Consider the following 18,511-nt stretch of genomic DNA (forward strand, 5'->3'; position numbering starts at 1 on the left):
AATGAGCTTCATACAAAAAGCGCTTAAATTATTACAAGAATTTCCAAATTTAAAAAACGAATCCTTCCAAGTTACAGATAAAAAAAAAAAGAGTTTTTTACAAGAAGCTGAAAGTTTTTTTAAAAATCTAACTTCTTCCAAACAGACTAACGAGGATTTAGAATCAGATGATGACTCAATCCTCGTAGACTTAGATCAACCAGATCCTCTTGCGGACATAAATGATTTGCCGCAAAATGATATCTTTACGCAAGATGAGAACGTTCCACCTGCTGATGATGAAGACACATTCTCCATTCCTAGTATTCCAGAAGAGTTCGATGAAGAAGATGGAATCGAAGTAGACTTAGACCCTGAAGTAGATGAAATTTCGAACGAGCCTGAGATTTCTAGTGATTTAACCTCCGAGACTTTTGATGAATCCTCTGATGATTTTATTGAAGTATCTTCTCTAGACGAATTTGATGAAATAAAATCCGATCCAATAGATGAATTTGCGGGTAATACCGAAACAGTTGAACTGAACGAAATAGATTCGCCTTTACCCGATGAAGATGGCGTTGTTTTTGAGGCAGATGACTTTGAAGAATCCGAGCCTAATGATATTCTAGAAGACTGGGAAAAAGATGCAATGGCAGAAGGAATGCCAGATTCTTTTATCGAGGCTGATACCGATAAGCTGCACGAAGAAGTTGAAGAAGCAGAAAAAATTCTCAGTAGCTTAGAGGAAGAACAATCAGCGGAAGTAAAAGAGCCTGATGAGATAGAACCTATTGTTGATGTCAATGTTGAAGCTGCTTTCGAAACTGCTAAACAATTCAAATCCTCTTATGAAGAAAAATTAGAAAGTTATTTAGTTTTATTTGAAATTACAAAAGAGCTTTTAAAATCCAAATCATTCGATGACTTCTTTGAAAATTTAATGTATTCTATCATTGGACAAGTCGGACCGGAGATAATGATTATATTTTCTTCTCGCGATGGTAACTTTAGTCAAATGAAAATTGTTGCCCACGAGGGAATTGACATTGAGCCAGACTATGTTATAAAGAAAGGGGATACTCTTTATTCGCTCCTTGAATCTGAAAAAAATGTAATCTATGCAAGAGATTTGTTAGATAAAGATTTAAAAGACCGTGAAAGAGTTTTAATTGCTAATCCACTCACAGAGATTTTAATTCCAATTCGAGTTATGGATCAATTCTCAGGCTTCATTGCAGCCGGTAGAATGATTAGCGGAGAGGATTACACTGAAAAAGATTTTGAGTTCTTACAGATTCTAGTGGAAGTTTCCGGAAATTTTTTAAGTAAGTTATTTGACTCAGAGAATTTGAGTAATGAAGTTTCTGAACTCAATAAAATTATTCATTCTAGTAGTAGCATTACTGATTTTACGGATAAGGTATATACGAGTAAGACGCTAGATGAGTTATACGATGTAGTCTCTGATAACTTGATCAATGACTTTAAAGTTTCAAGCTTCACATTCATGATCTTAGATGCAAAGTCGATGGATTATAAAGTCTTTGGCTCTAATTTTTTACTCCCTGATACTTTGGGAAAATTCCGATTGAACAAAGATTCAAAAATTATTACAATGATTTCACACATAAGCGATGTTTACCGCTTAGAAAACTTTCAATCAAATTCCGAGATAAATACATATATATCAGAGAAAGAACTTACAGCGATGAGTGAATTCACATTGATTCCATTGATTAGCATTGGAAGAATGGTTGGATTGTTTATCATTCATAAAGTCTCTACAGAATGGAGTCCCGGATTTAAAAGAACTATATTATCTCTTTCTAATGTTGTCGCTCCAATCATCGCAAACCTAGTGATGCAAAATGAAAAAGAAAGTCTATTTAGAAATCCATTCAATCCTCTTCTCGAAACTATTGATAAAGAAATTAAATACTGTGAAACAAAGAATAAACAATTTACATTGATTGTTTTGAAAATTTTAAATGTAACTCGAATCTTAAACATTCTTGGAATTAATTTCTTCTCTGAGTATTCAGATTTTATTTCAAAGAAAATATTTGAAAACGCAAAGGAATCTGATTACATATCCAGAATCGGTCAGGGTAAATTTGCAATTCTCTTAAAAGAAAACAGTAAAGCAGATTCAGAAAGTTTTATTTCTAAGATTAAATCTGAAATTGTATTATTTCATAACCCTTCTAGAGACTTTAAACTTTCGATTCAGATTTACTCTCTTACTTATCCGGAACAAGCCAAAGATAAACGAAAGTTTATTGAGATGATGGAAGAAACTTAGGGCTAATTAGCGTTATGCTCTTTAACTCGATTAATTTTTTAATTTTCTTTTCTGTCTTTTATTTAATCTATACAAAAGTAAATTTAAAAATCCAAAACTGGCTTCTTTTGTTAGGGGGCATTGTCTTTTATTCCTTTTGGAATTATAAAATGACATTTCTTTTGTTGTTTTGTATTTACTTCAACTTCGTTGCAGGAATTCAATTAGTAAAGAATCAAGATGCAATTAAACGAAAAAGAATTTTGCTTTTTACGATTGCTTTAAATCTGGGAATCCTTTTTATTTTTAAGTATACGGTTTTTGTAATTCAATCCTTTAACGATATATCTAGATTAGCCAATGGAAGTTTGAAGTTGAGTGTAATAGATATTATCCTACCGATAGGAATTTCTTTCTATACATTTCATAATATCAGTTATATCTACGATGTGTATAAGGAGAAAATTAAACCGACTCATAACTTGCTGACTTATGCAGTATACGATTTGTTTTTTCCATTACTTCTATCCGGTCCAATTGAGCGGGCAGAAAGATTAATCCCTCAGATTGAAAAAGAAAGAGAAATAACAAAAGAAAAATTCCAATCGGGGTTAATTCTTGTTATCTGGGGAATCTTTAAGAAAGTATTTGTCTCAGATAACCTGGCTCCTTTTGTGAATATGGCTTTGTACCCAGATGAGACTATTCCAAAGGGATTGGTTTACTTTGTTGCGGCTGCCTTTGCCTTTCAAGTTTACGCGGACTTTAGCGGTTATACTGATGCAGCACGGGGCATGGCGAGAATGATTGGATTTGAACTATCGCTTAATTTTAATTTGCCTCTATTTAAAGCTACGAATCCTTCGGAGTTTTGGAAACGCTGGCATATTTCTCTTTCTACCTGGTTACGGGATTATGTGTATATACCGCTCGGTGGAAATCGATATGGAATTTTTTATCAGAATATGAATCTAATGATAGTGTGGATTCTTGGTGGACTCTGGCACGGGGCTACTTATGGTTATCTCATTTGGGGAATCTATTGCGGCTTACAAGTAGTGATATACAATGTATATGCTGAGATGAAGAATAAACATTTTTCTAATGGAGACTCGGACTCAAATAATAAGATAGCAACAACAGAAAAAAAACAAATCATCTCTGCGTCTCTGTGGCTCCGTGGCAATATTTTTAATCTTATAAGTATTTTTATTACATTCATGCTCTTTGGGTTAGGATTACTTTTATTTAGAGTAGAAAATCCAACTCATCTAATGCGGCTAATGGATAATATGGGTGGAATTTATTTGAACTGGGTTTTGATTTGTAAATTTCTGTTTTATATTTCGCCAATTATAATTCTAGATAGTCTTCAAGTATTGCACAAGGACTTGGAATATTTTAGTTCTTCAAAAATTCACCCCGCACTTGCTTACGGTATAATGACAGTATTCGCTATTCAGTTTTGCTTGTTCTCTGTTTTTGAGAGTAAGGAATTTTTCTATTTTCAGTTTTAATTTTACTTGCATTTTTAATTATTATAAAATGATAATAGGTGCATGACTAATCTTTCTAATAAATTGGTTACCGTTACAGAAATAAAAAAATATTTGAGAATATTCATTGTCTTATTGTTTTTCACCTTTTCTCTTTTAGCGCAGAATAACGATAATCCTCCAAAGTCATCGGAAACCCCTATTGAAGCAGAAAAGCATCGAATTTATTTTCAAACCGGTTATGGCTATGGAAGTTTACGAAATGCTAATGACTCTATAACTCGTGAATCTATTATAGACTATGGCATTGTTTACTCTGCATTGAACCGTGGAGATTACATACCAATTCAGGCAACGCCGGATAAATCGACTGCAGTTCATCCTGGTCGAAGAAAAAGATTGCAAATCATAAAGAAATGATTAACTATGCTCTTATGGGTAAGCGCGGCTAAGAAATTAATGATGGCATCAGAGTATTTAGAATTCGAAAGAAATTCTTTGGAGAAGCATGAATTTTACAATGGTGAAATTTATGCAATGGCAGGCGCGAAGGAAAGGCATAATCTTATTGTCAGCAATTTGATTGCAACGATTGGAATTCAAATTAAAAATAAACCTTACGTAATATTTCCTTCATTAATGCGTGTTGTAATTGAAGAGTATAATCATTATACCTATCCAGATGTAACTTTAGTTTGTGGAGAGCGAAAATTTCTTGACAATAAAAATGATTCTTTATTAAATCCAAATGTAATTATAGAGGTCTTATCTGACTCAACAGAAAAATACGATAGAGGTAAAAAATTCGGGGCTTACAGGAATATTATTTCCCTTAGGGAATACATGCTAGTATCCTCCGAGCATAGAAAAATTGAATTATTTACAAAGACAACTGAAGGGAAATGGTTTCTATCTGAGAATGGAGTTGAGGATACTATTATTATTCCGACGCTAGACTTAACTCTTTTGCTGTCTGACGTATATGACAAAGTAGAGTTTGAACAGTAGAAATTTTTTGCCACAGAGGCACAGATTTGACAAGCTATATACGAATTAGTTATCCAATTTGTCATTCCCGAAATTCCACCAGCTATCGCCACGACTGCCAAGCGATGTCGGGAATCTTTACTTCTAGATATCCCCGACAGAAAAAGAAACTCAATGTTTCTCTCTTAGGGTCGAAACATAATGGGGATGACATAGAAACATTCCCTTTCCCTTAATTCTATAGTCAAATGAAAGCTCTATACCAAAATAAGCCCTTAAACTCTAATAATCGCATAAAATCCTTCCTCCGTGTCGGCGCCTGTAGTGAGCTTGTCGAATCTATGCCTCTGTGGCGACTAATCTTCCTAATCCTCACACTAGCCAATTGCATCTCTCGGCAGATTCCAATTCCCACCGAGCGGCTAATTCCAAAAGTCTTTACAAGTAAGAAATTATCGCAAAAACAAATTCCGTATTTATTATATCAGCCGAAATCCTATTTCACAAATCAGAGAGAAGAGCTTCCCCTTGTTGTTTTCTTGCATGGGCGAGGAGAAAGAGGAAATGATCTGGAAATGCTAAAACGGCAAGCTCTACCAAAGATGATTGCGGAGGAAAATACTGAGTATCCGTTCTTGATGATTGCGCCTCAATTGCCGGAATCAGAGGAAGAGTGGTATACAAAGGATTTGATGACTTTGATAGAAGAGATCGAATCAGAATACTCTGTCGATGAAAATCGCATCTACCTAACAGGCATTAGCCTCGGAGGAAATGGCGCTTGGAAAGTAGCGACTGAATACCCCAATAAATTTACCGCTGTAGTTCCTATTTCTGGTTGGGGAGACACGTCTAGGATTTGCAGGCTTAAAAATGAAAATGTATGGGCGTTTCATGGAGGAAAGGATACTCTCATTTTGCCTGAGAGAACGCTTGAAATAGTAGAACGATTGCAGTATTGTAATTCAACCACTTGGTTTACAATTTATCCCAACGCAAAGCACGATGCCTGGACGGAAACCTATCACAATGAAAATGTGATGAAATGGATGTTAGAACAAAGGAAAAAAAAGTCCAAAGAAAAAGAATCCAATAATAAAAAACCAAAGTTTACAAAATCTAATCCTTTAAAAATATTAGTCATTGGTGATTCGATTGGAATTTCTATCTCATGGGGAATCAATGAATTTGTGCAGGCTAATTACCATATGACGCTAGATAATTTTGCAAAAGTATCTACAGGGCTTAGTTATCCCAAGTTTTACAACTGGCCTGAAAAGTTAGACGAGCTACTCGAAAAAAAGAAATACGATTTGGGCGTTGTATTAATTGGCGCAAATGATCCACAGATGATGAAGACGGATGCAGGTGGCTTCCTTTTTAAAACAGATGAATGGAGAGTTGAATACTTAGAGCGGATTAAAGTTATTGCAGAAAAATTTCGGAAAGCAAAGATGAATCTCTACTGGATTGAGCTTCCTCCTATGGGACCTGCCAAATATCAAAGCGATACGCGCTATATTAATGCCTGTTTTAAAGAAGCTTCTGATATACATCAATTTACTTATTTGTCTATGACGAATGTTTTGGGAAATGAAAAGGGTGAATATGAAAAATATCTTCCTTATAGAGGACGTCGCACACTTATGCGAGCAGATGATGATATTCACTTAACTGTAGTTGCTGCAAAGATGATGGTGCGAGAAATATTAACCAAAATCTTTTCTGACTATGAATTTCCCGATTCAGAATAAAATTGCATATAGGAGATAAAAATGGAAGAGACTGAAAAACTAGATTATGATAAACTTTGTAAATGGTGTGGAGAAGAACTCAAGCAGCCGGAAGGAATTTGTCCTAAATGTGATGTAGGGGATAATGGTAATAAGGCGTTAAAAGGGAAAAGAACTGAGATCAAAGCGAATAATGAAATGCTTAATATTTTTGTTAATAGGGAAGCAACCGCACCAGGGAGTAAGAAAGAAGGTTATGACTGGCTAGTCACTTTGCTTCTTTGTTTTTTTGTTGGATTTCTTGGTGTGCATAGGTTTTATACAGGAAGTATGTTACTCGGAGTTGGGCAACTGTTGACCTTTGGTGGATGTGGACTTTGGACGATGGTTGATTTTGCGTTGATTCTTATGAACACGTATAAAGATGGAAACGGTAGACTTCTAGTTAAAAATGGGTTTTCAAAAACATAGTGAGTAAAGTTCAAAAAGAAATAGTTTTTGTTGGTGGTGGACAATCTCACGCACCTGTCTTAAAAATGCTTGGGATGCGTCCTACGGCTAATATTAATATAACTCTTATTTCGGCAAATTCAGTCGTCCCTTATTCTGGAATGCTTCCGGGGTATATAGCTGGTAGCTACACCAAAGAGCAGTGCTTGCTTGATCTCAGGCATATTTCTAATTTTGCAGGAGCAAATTTTATTCAAGCAAATGTGACCGGCTTGGATTTACAGAAGCAGTTAGTTCTTTTAGAAAATAGACCGCCTATACCTTACGATATTCTTTCGCTTAACGTTGGAATTGTGCCCGATCTAGACTCAATTGTTGGCAGGGAGCACATTACACCCGTTAAACCCGCCATTGCTTTCTTTGAAAAATGGGAATCTATTTTGCATAAGATTGAGAAGGGAGATTACGGAAAATGTTTTCGTATTGGGATACTTGGGGCTGGTGCTGGCGGAATTGAATTAGCCTTCACTATGCAGAAACGGCTAATGGATATTATTCCTAATGTAGAAGTTCATGTTTTTCAGCGAGAAAAGGAGATACTACATAGCTTAAATGACAAAACGAAATTAAAAGTAATTAGGCTTTTAAAAGAAAAAAAAATTCAACTGCATACGCAAGAAGAAATTTCTAACATTGTTTCGATAGATACTGGTTTGAGTTGTAAATCAGTTAGAGGAAATGAATTTCAGCTTGATTTCGTGGTTGGCGCAGTCAAAGCAAAATCTTTGAGTTGGATAGAAGAATGTGACTTGCAAAAAGATGAAAATGGATTCATTCTCGTTAATGATTCACTTCAATCGTTTTCTCATCCGAATGTTTTTGCGGTAGGCGATATAGCTAATATGAAAAACCATCCTCGTCCAAAGGCAGGCGTTTTTGCTGTTAGACAAAGCGTTCCTTTGTATGAAAATTTAATCCGATTCATAGAAGATAAGCCCCTGGTAAAATTTAAGCCGCAGGAAAAGTTTCTAACTCTCCTAAATATCGGCGATGGACGGGCTATAGCATCGAGGGGCAATTATTCATTAGGCGCTTCGAATTGGATATGGAAGTGGAAAGATAAAATAGACACTGAGTTTATGCAGAAATTTCAAAACCTTCCTGTTAAGATGAGTTTGTCGATGGATGATAAACAATCGGATGAATTACTTTGTAAAGGATGTGGTTCAAAAGTTGGCTCGGATATTTTAAAAATTGCACTCGATAGACTTGAAATATATTTAGCAACTTTAAAAAGACCAAAATCGTCTAATAGCAAGTATGCGAAGACTCTAGTGGGTTTAAAGCAAAGAGAGGATTCAGCACTAATTCAGATTTCCCAAAAAGTAGGACTCATTCAATCTGTTGATTATTTCAAACCAATTGTGTCTGATTTATTTATCTCCGGACAGATTGCAGCAAATCACTGTCTTAATGATTTATATGCGAAAGGGGTAAATGCTCATTCGGCGCAAGCTATTATTAACCTAGATGAGAAATCATCTCGATCGAGTGAAGATTTATTTCAAGTCTTGGCAGGTGCGGCTACTGTATTTTCGAAAGAAGGAGTTGAATTACTAGGAGGACATACTAATTCAGGTAAAGAATTTGGATTGGGATTTGTATGCAATGGCTTTCAAGAAAAAGAAAATTTCTACTCTAAGAAAAATGCAAAAGTGGACGATTTGCTAATTCTCACAAAACCAATCGGTGTTGGACTTGCCTTTGCCGCGGATATGAGAAATAGGGTAAGACCTAATTGTGTAGATGCGGCTATTCAGTCTATGCTGCTTTCAAATTACGATGCGATAGGCGCAATGAAAAAGTATACTATACATTCCTGCACAGATATAACCGGTTTTGGCTTAGCAGGTCATTTACTTGAAATATTAAAAGCATCTAACTTAAAAGCAGAAATTCAATTAGATAAAATTCCTCTTTTGAAAGAACTGAATTCCATATTAGAAAAAAATCCTGAAATACAAAGTAGTCTATTTCCATCGAACTGGAAATCGTTTGAATCTTTTTCTAGTGGAAATAAATCACATCCTACCTATCGAGTTCTATTTGATCCGCAAACCTCGGGTGGATTATTGTTTACAATCAAGCCTACCGAAGGAGAAAAATGTTTAGCCGAATTAAAACGAATAGGATATGACGCTTCGATTATAGGGAGTGTGAAGAAATTAAATTCGGATAAAGTTAAATTGGTTGAATGTGGCTAAATTATACTTGCATTCTAAATCCATTTAGATAAAAGTTAATCAAGGAGTTTGCCTTGTCAAAAAATACAGAAGCGGTTGCTCAGATTAAAAAAATTAAAGAAGAAATTCACAATGGAATTGTGGGGCAGGAATCTTTAGTCGATGGACTCATTCTTGGTTTATTAGCAGATGGACATATTTTGATTGAAGGTGTGCCGGGACTTGCAAAGACAAGAGTTGTCAATCTTCTTGCTAATATTTGTAATGTTGCCTTTAAGCGGTTACAGTTCACTCCTGATTTGCTCCCAGCGGATATTGTTGGGACTAGAATTTACAATCAATCAAAAGCAAGCTTTGAAGTGAATAAGGGTCCCATTTTCGCAAACTTCGTATTAGCCGATGAAATCAATCGGGCGCCCGCAAAAGTTCAGTCTGCACTTCTTGAAACCATGCAAGAAAAACAAGTCACGATTGGCGACGAAACATTCTTGGTTCCAAAGCCTTTTTTTGTTTTTGCTACCATGAATCCTGTTGAGCAGGAAGGAACTTACTCTCTACCAGAAGCACAATTAGATCGTTTCTTAATGAAGCTAATCGTGAATTATCCCACAAAGAAAGAGGAAGCAGAAGTTGTAAAGATGGTAATTCAAGAGACAAGGCTTCCTGAAGTGCAAAAGCTCATGACTCCCGAAGATATTTTAAACCTACAAAAGATTGCGCGAAATATTTTCATCGAAGATAAAATTATTTCTTATATCACTGATATCATTCAAGCTACACGTGATCCAAAGGCGTATGGATTGAACTTGGAAAATGTAATCCAATATGGTGCTTCCCCTAGAGCGTCTATTGCACTTGCGTTAGTAGGTAGAGCCCGTGCCCTTATGTTTGGAAGAGATTCTGTTTTACCGGAAGATATTAAGGCTATCGCACATAACGTTCTCCGTCATAGAATTATACCTACTTATTATGCGGAAGCAGAAGGCATTAAAACAGAGCAAATTATCAATGAGATTCTATCTAAGGTAAAAGTTCCTTAAGCTGTAACTCCATGCTAGTTTCAGATCTTTTAAAAAGAGCCAAAGAACTTGAACTGATTGCGAGACGAAATGCGCATTCACTTCTTGCCGGCGATTATATTTCCACAATCCCCGGTCGAGGTTTGCAATTTCACGAGGCAAGAAAGTATGTCTATGGGGAATCCATTCGAATGATTGATTGGAATATGACAGCCCGTTTAGGAGAACCATACGTTAAAACATTTTTAGAAGAAAGAGAACGAGAAGTCTTTATTGCGTTAGATGTTAGTCCCTCCATGTTTACAGGATTTCAAGATAGAACTAAAATTGAATTTGCTGTAGAGGTAGCGGCTACTCTTACTTATTCCTCTATTCAATCAAGGGATAAAGTCGGATATATTATTTTTAACAATGAAGCAATCGAAGTAGTTCGACCTACTGGCGGTAAATCACAATTATTCCGTGCAATTAAATCCTTCTTAACTCATTCAGAAACGATTCCTAATTCAAATGCAAATTCAGATATTCGAAGTGTTCTTCATGCGATTCAGAAATTTAAAAGAAGTCATTTTATACTTTTTATTATTTCTGATTTTTTAGATCACGATTTGCCGGAAGATTTGAAATTTTCTCGCATTGAGCATGATATTAATATGCTTCATATTTATGATCCGATAGAATATAGTTTTTCTAACGAAATATTTTTTCCTTCTATTTCTCCTGAATTAAACAACGGGAAAAGGAATACGGGATTTATTAGTCCGGGTGAGCTAGGCAGTCTTGATGAAATGACTACTTATTTAAAAAATGCGAGCGTCAAATATCGAATATCCGTTAATAGTATTCCTACTTCTGCCGAAGTTGGTCGCGCACTAAAGGAATTTTTCCATCTCAAGAAGAGGGTGATTGTTTGATTTTCTTACTCGCAGAATTACCCAACGGAATTGCTCCTCCTGTTCATATGTTTGATTGGAGATACAATCAAGAAATTAGAAATTGGATTTTACTTCCGATTCTATTGCTTGCAATTTATTGGTTGTATCGATACTTCAAGAACATGCAAAAAGAAATTCAAAAACGTAAACCAAGACCTCCAGTGCAACCAGCGGAAGTTCTAAAAGAAAGAATTGAAATTATTCAGAAAAACTATTCAAGCAATTTTCAATACAGAGACGGTTTACATGAATTATCCGCTTTGATGAGGACTCATTTCGAATCCAAGACGGGAATTGAAATGGAAGAAATGACAGCCGAAGAAATTACAAGTAGACTAAAGGATAAGAAAATTACAAAATTTTTTATTGATCTAACTAGTCTTCAATTTGGAAAAGAGAATCCGATGAAGTCAGAATTTGATGAGGTGTTTACTGAAGCAAAAATTGCCTCTGGTCTAGAAAATCTTCCTAAGCCCAAAGAAAAATCTAAGAGCACGGAAATTGTGAGGCCTGGATAGTGAGCGATATACATTTTTCCTATTCGTTAGTTCTTCTGGCATTGTGGTTGATACCGGTATACCTTTACTTCCGGTTTAGATTCTTTAAAAAGGCTAATGTATCTTATGCGCCTCTTCAATATAGAACTCCTGCGAATAAGCGATATTATTATTTTTATATGCAATTAGTTTTAGAAGCCTTACTGTTAGTTACAATTCTTGTTGGAATTGCTGATCCTCATAAAGTATCCGAACGAAGTATGATTCAAGAAGATGGGCTTGATATTGCGCTTGTTCTAGATGTCTCGGCAAGTATGCAGGCAGCGGATTTCCCGCCAAACCGTCTTGAGGCAATGAAAGGAATTGCAAAAGATTTTATTAAGCGCAGTGGAGGAAATCGTATCGGCATATACATATTTGCCCAAGATACGTTTACTCAGACTCCTCTAACTACAGATCATGCTGTGTTACTTGAATTACTAGAAAGTATTTCTTTTAAAGTGATTGATCACTCAGAAAGTGGTGGAACAGCTATTGGCGATGCATTATTAGCCGCTACAGATTCTTTGGAAAAAGCAAAAGTTCCAAAGCGAGACCAGGCAATCATTCTCATTACCGATGGAGAAAGTTCTTACGGGGTAGATCCGATATTAGCCGCTAAGTATGTTAAGGATCTTGGGATTAAGCTCTATGCAATTGGTTTAGCCGGCGAAGAGCCTATAGAGGTTTATGTAGACGGAAAGCCCTATCTCACTCCTAGTGGTAAAATACTAGTAACCTCACTTGATGATAAACAATTACGCAAAGTTGCACAGACTGCTGACGGAAAATTCTATCGTGCTAAAAACGAGAATGTTTTGGCTGAAGTATTTTCTGAATTAAGTAACCTCTCTAGAACTCCACTTGATATTAAAAAAACAAGACTTAAGCATTCCTATGCGCGCTATGTAGCATTTGTCGGAATGCAAATCTTTTTTGTTTGGATGTTAATCCATGGATTATTTGTTAGGAGGCCAATGAGATGATTGACTTTGAAAATATAAATCATTTTTTTTGGACTCTTCCGTGGATTTTTTTTCTACTCTATCTATATCGTAAACAATCGAAAGCATTTCTTTGGATTGAACAAAATATTTCAAAGAGGTTTACGAATTCGATTACAAAGTATAATTCTTTAAATAAAATCAAGCTTCACTTAGTATATTTATTTTTCTTGGGGTTACTGGCAATTACCGCTGCAACTGGACCTAGAATGGAAGGAATGGTAGAAGATGCATCAGGAAAAGGCAAAATCATATTAGTCCTCGATGGATCTTTTAGTATGCTTGCTGGTGATACAAGTCCTCATCCGATTACAAAAAAATATCCTGAAGATAGGTTTGCAGAGGCACAAATATTTGCAGAAGAATTGGTGGATGCAAATCCTGATTATGCTTATGGACTCATAACGTTTAGCGGCAAACCAGCGATACACTCTATGCCTACGAACGATATTATTTCAATTAAAACATTTATTCATACACTGCTTGCACATAGTTTTGAAAGCACTGGTTCTAGTTTTAAATTAGCACTAAAAGAAATTTTGCGAGAAGTCTACGAGACAGAGGGGAATATTCAAGTTATCCTCTTAAGTGATGGCGAAGTTCCGGAAGGTAAAGAAGAGGACTTAGAAGAAGAAATTGAATCCTTAAAGCAAAACAAAGTTACAATTCACACAGTCGGAGTAGGAACAAGCAAAGGTGGAGCTGTGAATTTCTTTGTGTCGTATACGGAAGAAGAAAAAAAGGAAATGGAAAATAATTCTACCGATGACTCGACTGGAACCAAGAAAAAAGAAGTAGATCAAAAAATAATCAAGAAAATCGAAACCTACCGACAGGATGATTTATTAAAGAGACTTGCCAATGAAACTGGCGGACATTATATTGTTGTCGAAAAAAGTAAGTGGGTAAACGATCTTAGTCCCTTCATAAAAGAAACCGGTGCAATTGCAAAATCTAAAATTAAAACTAGCGGCAAAATAGATTTATCCGTATACTTTCTAATTGCGTTTTTGATTGGATTTCTATTGGATAGTTTCTTACTTTTTAGAAAATAGAACAGAGGTATTCAGATGAATATTCTTTTTATCGCAATTGGTGTTTGTGTTCTGGGTTATGTTGTTTATGGTTGGATAGATCATTTTCGATCAGGTCGATATAAAAATATTTCTACGGAAACTCCTATTAGCCCCAGACTGAAAGATGGAAGAAAGCCCACACTTACTGATGTTAATATGGATTTATCTGAAAAAATTCTAAATCATGATTTTGATTCCAACGATAACACATAATTTATATTCAGTTGGGTGTAAGAGTATTGTTTCACCCCCGAGTTCCTCTGTCGGTGGTTGGTAAAGGCAAAGATTTTCAAGCGGAAAATGCCACGAAACTGATTTCTCTGTGTCTCCGTGGCAATCTTAATGCACTATCCCTGAAATATTTTATTTTCAGTATTGAATGGAAAATACTCTTACTCCTAACGTAAAAATTAAAAATGTAATCAGGAAAACAAAGAACACATTCATCCAAAATCCTGCTTTTGCCATTTGCGGAATCTTTACGTAGCCGCTACTGAATACAATTGCGTTAGGCGGCGTTCCTACCGGTAGCATGAAAGCACAACTAGAAGCAACCGTTGCAGGGATGAGAATTAATCTCGGGTCTACTTCTAATGCTTTGGCAATACCCAGACCTATTGGGAGAAATAAAGTAATAGTTGCAGTATTACTCGTAAATTCTGTTAGAAATAAAACAATCGCAGTTACTACGAAAACGACGAGGATAATATTTGTTTGCCCTTCTAGAATTATTTTTGTTTGGATACCCATCCAATCAGAAAGGCCGCTTCTATCAACTGCTCCTGCAAGGCTTAATCCTCCTCCAAATAAGAGCAACACATCCCAGGGAATGGCTTTCATATCAGACCATTCCAATAAAAAGATTTTCTTTTTCCAATTGACTGGAATTAAAAAGAGTAAAATTCCTCCCGTCATGGCAATGATTCCATCTTTTAGATTATTCTTAACGTATAAATTGCTTTCGTAAGTTCCACGTAAAATCCAGGCTAGTGCTGTTGAAATAATTACGAATGCTGTTAGACCTTCGGCTAATGTGAATTTGCCGAGCTTTGTTAATTCTACTTCTATGATTTCTTCTGCTCCTTCGATGGCTCCTAGCTTAACTGGATAAATAATTTTAGTGAGTAAAATAAATGTTACAGGTATTGACATTACAATTATCGTTACACCAAAGACCATCCAATTTGCAAAGTTAATAGATTCCAAGCCACTTTTATCAAAGAATGCTTTCATGACTGCGTTAGGTGGTGTGCCGATTAACGTTCCAAGTCCGCCAATGCTTGCTCCATAGGCAATGCTTAACATTAAAGCTACTCCAAAATTTTCTATGTTTTGTTTCTCGGAATCTGCTACTTTTGATTTTAATAATTCTAGAACAGTAATCCCAATCGGTAGCATCATGATTGTCGTTGATGCGTTACTCGCCCACATACTTATAAACGCGGTAGCAATTAAAAATCCGAGTAAAATTTGAGAAGGCTTTGTTCCTACAACTTTTATAATATTAAGAGCCACCCTTCTATGCAAGTTCCATTTTTCCATTCCGATTGCTAAAATAAATCCGCCGAGGAAAAGATAAATCACTGGATCAGCGTAAGGTGCTAATATTTGTTCTGAAAAGTATTTGGATAATTCTGGTTTGCCTATTTCTCGTAACGTTTCATTTGCAGTCTTAGGTGCAGTATTGGAAACATTTAACAAATAAAAAAGCGGAATTGGCAGCAAGGAAGTAATTGGAATTGGGGCTGCTTCTGTTACCCACCAAATCGCCATCCATAAACCGCAGGCAGCAACCTTCCAGGCATCGTATGTCATGGCACCTTTGATTCCACTCTCTACCACGAACGACGGTGGAAATAGTAACATTGCTAAGAAAAGAATTGGTCCTGTAAAAAATCCAACCTTCTGCCAAATTTTCATTTCTTCTTGAGTCTCATCCATTTGATTCACTGTATCCTCTCTATATATGCGTATTTTATTTTTCTAGTCTAATCGTGGTTGGTCTAGAGTTAGAATAGACTCGCTTTACAATGATTAATCTTTGTATTCATTTTTAGTAATGATGCCATTTGACAAAAATAATTTCCGATTCAATTCTAGATAATCTTTTTTCTGGCGATTGCTATTCAATAAAGTAGAGTTACTTATTTCTTTGAATCCGTATAGTGAAATTCTTTAAAAATTTCACTTTGAACTAATCTAATAAAAAAGAATTATGGTTGATTGCATTCTGATTCAAACTATTTTTACTTATTATGCTTTCAAATAGTTCTTTCCTAAAAAAAATCTTTTCTATTCCTTTCCTTTTTCTTTCTTCTTTAATTTTCGTAAATTGCGAATACTATAAAGCATACAAATACAACGAGCAGGGAATCCAAGAGTTAAACGAAACAAAGCTTTCTGATTCGAGGACTTCTTTTCATAAAAGCATTTCTTATTCTTATAAGTCTTATATTCCAATATATAATATTGGCAATACTCTCATGCAAGAGGATGATTTGCCTGCGGCTCATGAAAAGTTTCAACAGGCAATTGAAGCAAATCCTGAATTCAAAGAAGCCCTCTATAATGACGGGCAAGCTTTATTTCTTTGGGGCAAAAAAGAATTATCCCCTGATACCTGCAATATTGAAAGAGCGCGAGTGTTATGGGAGCAAGCGATTAATCGTTTCAAAGAAACTGCTGAATTAACAAGTGTAGGAGAATATAAAAAACCTTCTCTTGACAATGCGAATTTTATTGCCAATGAAATTTCTAAATTAGAAGATTTAAAAGCAAACAAATGTCAAAATCAAAATGAAAAACCAGACGAAGAAAAGAAAGATCAATCTGATTCAGATCAAAACGAAGATGGAGAAAAAAGCGAGAGCAAAAAAAATCAAGCGAATAACGATGATAAATCGCAAGATCAGAAGAATCAGAATCCAAATAATTCTCAAAGCAATGACAAGCCTAGTAAAGACGGAAAAGATTCGAAAGACAAAGATAAATCTGGTAAAGATGGAAAAGATTCAAAAGATAAAAATGAATCTGGTAAAGATGGAAAAGATTCAAAAGATAAAAATGAATCTGGCAAAGACGGAAAAGATTCAAAAGATAAAAATGAATCTGGTAAAGATGGAAAAGATTCAAAAGATAAAAATGAAACCGGCAAAGACGGAAAGGATTCCAAGGACAAAGATAAATCTGGCAAGGATGGAAAGGATTCCAAGGACAAAGATAAATCTGGCAAGGATGGAAAGGATTCCAAGGACAAAGATAAATCTGGTAAAGACGGAAAGGATTCAAAAGATAAAAATGAAACCGGCAAAGACGGAAAGGATTCTAAGGACAAAGATAAATCTGGCAAAGACGGAAAAGATTCCGAGGATAAAGATAAATCTGGTAGCGATGGTTCTGATGATGGAGAGGAAAATAATGGAACAGGGGGTAATGGATATATACCGTCTAATGATGGTGGTCCTAGAAAACCCACTCTAACTCCGGATGAACAAAAAAGACTTCAAAAAGAAATGGAGCGGATTCAAAAGAGATCTGGAGAAAGTAAAAACCATAAGCGCTCTCGTCACCAACAAGAGAAAAAAAATAAAGACCAAGAAGAATTAGAGCAAGGACTTAGAGATGCTCTCTGGTAGATTTATTCTTTCGCGCCGGCTTGTTTTAATATATGAATCATTTCTTCGTTACGCCAAATGTGGGCGAGGATAAGAGCGGTTATTCCGGATTTTGTTTTTATGTTTACATCGGCTCCTCGTTCGATCAGAATTTTTACCACTTCTTCATGATCTGAATCGGCTGCAAAAATGAGCGGAGTCCAGCCTTCCGTTCCATCAGGTCGATTCATATTTCCTTTCCAGTCATCTTTTGCGTTTATTTCTGCGCCGTGGTCAATTAGAAGTTTTACGAGTTCCTTTTTTCCTCGAAAGGCTGCCCACATAATCGCTGTTCTCCCAGGAGTTTTTCCAGAATGAGCGCGAGCATTTACTCTCGCACCTTTTGCTAAATGGTATTTGGCTGATTTCAAATTTCCTTTCTCACAGGCTTCAATCAAATCTTCTGTTTCTTCTTCGATCGATTCTTCCGAGAATACCGAAAATGAGAACAATAAAGTGAATACTAAAACAAAAATTCTAAACATGCTAATCCTCTAAAATAAAACTTAAGAAATGCTTCTGTAAGTTTTCCCTGAGAGCAAGAAGTTTTTTATATGTCAATAAATTACTTTTATTCTTGACAGTGCTTTCTTTCTGGTTAATTTACTAATCCCGAATATCGAAATCATCGATGGTTCAACCGTGAAAGCAAGCCTTAGAGTGATAGCAGAGAGGTTACTATTCATTAGCCGATCTGCTTATTCGATTGGCTGACTATTTGGTGACCAAACGAATTCGGGACAGATCATCCCTTTTTCTTCCATTACTTTGCGGCAATTCTATATTATTCATCTTCCTCGGTTAGAAGAAAATCTTTACTCGAATCGCGAAAGTTCGGACAATTCGAACAAGTAGAATATATGTCTTCAATATTTTTATTCCTTCGCATACATCGGCTAACTATTATTTCTTGCTCTCTGCTCTTTTCGAAGAGAAGTAACTCGCAGTCTTTAGGGTCATTCATAGTCTTTTCCTTAATTTACCTTACTTTGTTGCTTGGTGAGGGATTTTTTTTCCTAAAAGAACATTTTCAATTTACTTATTCTTCTACTTCGGGATATATACAGTATTGCACGAAAAAATGCATAGCAAGTATCGTAAATATACCTAGTTCAA

Annotated in this window: 17 protein-coding genes; 14 read left to right on the plus strand and 3 right to left on the minus strand. The window is 35.7% G+C overall.

Annotated elements, in window-relative coordinates; translation table 11 throughout:
- Position 1 precedes the first annotated feature (1 nt).
- The 13 genes from IPH52_03810 (at position 2) to IPH52_03870 (ending at position 13,955) form a co-directional block, all read left to right on the plus strand.
- Entirely contained in the window at positions 2-2,284 is a 2,283-nt protein-coding gene (locus IPH52_03810) for a diguanylate cyclase (protein MBK7054167.1), read from the plus strand.
- A gap of 14 nt (positions 2,285-2,298) precedes the next feature.
- Positions 2,299-3,780, plus strand: coding sequence for an MBOAT family protein (locus tag IPH52_03815; GenBank protein ID MBK7054168.1), 1,482 nt, complete (start codon positions 2,299-2,301; stop codon positions 3,778-3,780).
- A 42-nt stretch (positions 3,781-3,822) separates the two neighbouring features.
- Complete coding sequence (locus tag IPH52_03820) at positions 3,823-4,179, plus strand: hypothetical protein (protein ID MBK7054169.1); 357 nt, start codon at positions 3,823-3,825, stop codon at positions 4,177-4,179.
- A gap of 6 nt (positions 4,180-4,185) precedes the next feature.
- Positions 4,186-4,767, plus strand: a complete 582-nt coding sequence (locus IPH52_03825; protein MBK7054170.1) for a Uma2 family endonuclease — start codon at positions 4,186-4,188, stop codon at positions 4,765-4,767.
- A gap of 227 nt (positions 4,768-4,994) precedes the next feature.
- Positions 4,995-6,500, plus strand: a complete 1,506-nt coding sequence (locus IPH52_03830) for a DUF459 domain-containing protein (protein ID MBK7054171.1) — start codon at positions 4,995-4,997, stop codon at positions 6,498-6,500.
- Between the two features lie 177 nt (positions 6,501-6,677).
- On the plus strand, positions 6,678-6,950 hold the full coding sequence (locus IPH52_03835; protein ID MBK7054172.1) for a TM2 domain-containing protein: 273 nt from the start codon (positions 6,678-6,680) through the stop codon (positions 6,948-6,950).
- On the plus strand, positions 6,950-9,193 hold the full coding sequence (selD, locus tag IPH52_03840) for a selenide, water dikinase SelD (GenBank protein ID MBK7054173.1): 2,244 nt from the start codon (positions 6,950-6,952) through the stop codon (positions 9,191-9,193). Before IPH52_03835 ends, selD begins: the two co-directional genes overlap by 1 nt.
- A gap of 38 nt (positions 9,194-9,231) precedes the next feature.
- A complete protein-coding gene (locus IPH52_03845) occupies positions 9,232-10,212 on the plus strand; it encodes a MoxR family ATPase (GenBank protein MBK7054174.1) in 981 nt (326 codons plus the stop codon).
- Positions 10,213-10,223: 11 nt separating this feature from the next.
- Positions 10,224-11,105 (plus strand): DUF58 domain-containing protein, encoded by an 882-nt coding sequence (locus tag IPH52_03850; protein ID MBK7054175.1) that lies wholly within the window; start codon positions 10,224-10,226, stop codon positions 11,103-11,105.
- Positions 11,102-11,644, plus strand: a complete 543-nt coding sequence (locus tag IPH52_03855; protein ID MBK7054176.1) for a hypothetical protein — start codon at positions 11,102-11,104, stop codon at positions 11,642-11,644. The genes IPH52_03850 and IPH52_03855 overlap by 4 nt, the downstream gene beginning before the upstream one ends.
- Positions 11,644-12,648 carry a VWA domain-containing protein gene (locus tag IPH52_03860; GenBank protein ID MBK7054177.1) on the plus strand — a complete coding sequence of 335 codons (1,005 nt, stop codon included), beginning with the start codon at positions 11,644-11,646 and terminating at the stop codon, positions 12,646-12,648. Before IPH52_03855 ends, IPH52_03860 begins: the two co-directional genes overlap by 1 nt.
- Entirely contained in the window at positions 12,645-13,721 is a 1,077-nt protein-coding gene (locus IPH52_03865; GenBank protein MBK7054178.1) for a VWA domain-containing protein, read from the plus strand. The genes IPH52_03860 and IPH52_03865 overlap by 4 nt, the downstream gene beginning before the upstream one ends.
- A 15-nt stretch (positions 13,722-13,736) precedes the next feature.
- Positions 13,737-13,955, plus strand: coding sequence for a hypothetical protein (locus IPH52_03870; GenBank protein MBK7054179.1), 219 nt, complete (start codon positions 13,737-13,739; stop codon positions 13,953-13,955).
- A 156-nt stretch (positions 13,956-14,111) separates the two neighbouring features.
- On the opposite strand, the gene IPH52_03875 is transcribed toward IPH52_03870, so the two are convergent.
- Entirely contained in the window at positions 14,112-15,662 is a 1,551-nt protein-coding gene (locus tag IPH52_03875; protein MBK7054180.1) for a DASS family sodium-coupled anion symporter, read from the minus strand.
- A 335-nt stretch (positions 15,663-15,997) separates the two neighbouring features.
- Between IPH52_03875 and IPH52_03880 the strand changes: the two genes are divergently transcribed.
- Positions 15,998-17,377 carry a hypothetical protein gene (locus IPH52_03880; protein MBK7054181.1) on the plus strand — a complete coding sequence of 460 codons (1,380 nt, stop codon included), beginning with the start codon at positions 15,998-16,000 and terminating at the stop codon, positions 17,375-17,377.
- 2 nt (positions 17,378-17,379) lie between these two features.
- On the opposite strand, the gene IPH52_03885 is transcribed toward IPH52_03880, so the two are convergent.
- Positions 17,380-17,880: an ankyrin repeat domain-containing protein gene (locus IPH52_03885; GenBank protein ID MBK7054182.1), complete on the minus strand. Its 501-nt coding sequence runs from the start codon at positions 17,878-17,880 to the stop codon at positions 17,380-17,382.
- A gap of 299 nt (positions 17,881-18,179) precedes the next feature.
- Positions 18,180-18,359 carry a hypothetical protein gene (locus IPH52_03890; protein MBK7054183.1) on the minus strand — a complete coding sequence of 60 codons (180 nt, stop codon included), beginning with the start codon at positions 18,357-18,359 and terminating at the stop codon, positions 18,180-18,182.
- Positions 18,360-18,511: the final 152 nt, after the last annotated feature.

The sequence above is a fragment of the Leptospiraceae bacterium genome (genome assembly GCA_016708435.1).
Classification (GTDB): domain Bacteria; phylum Spirochaetota; class Leptospiria; order Leptospirales; family Leptospiraceae; genus UBA2033.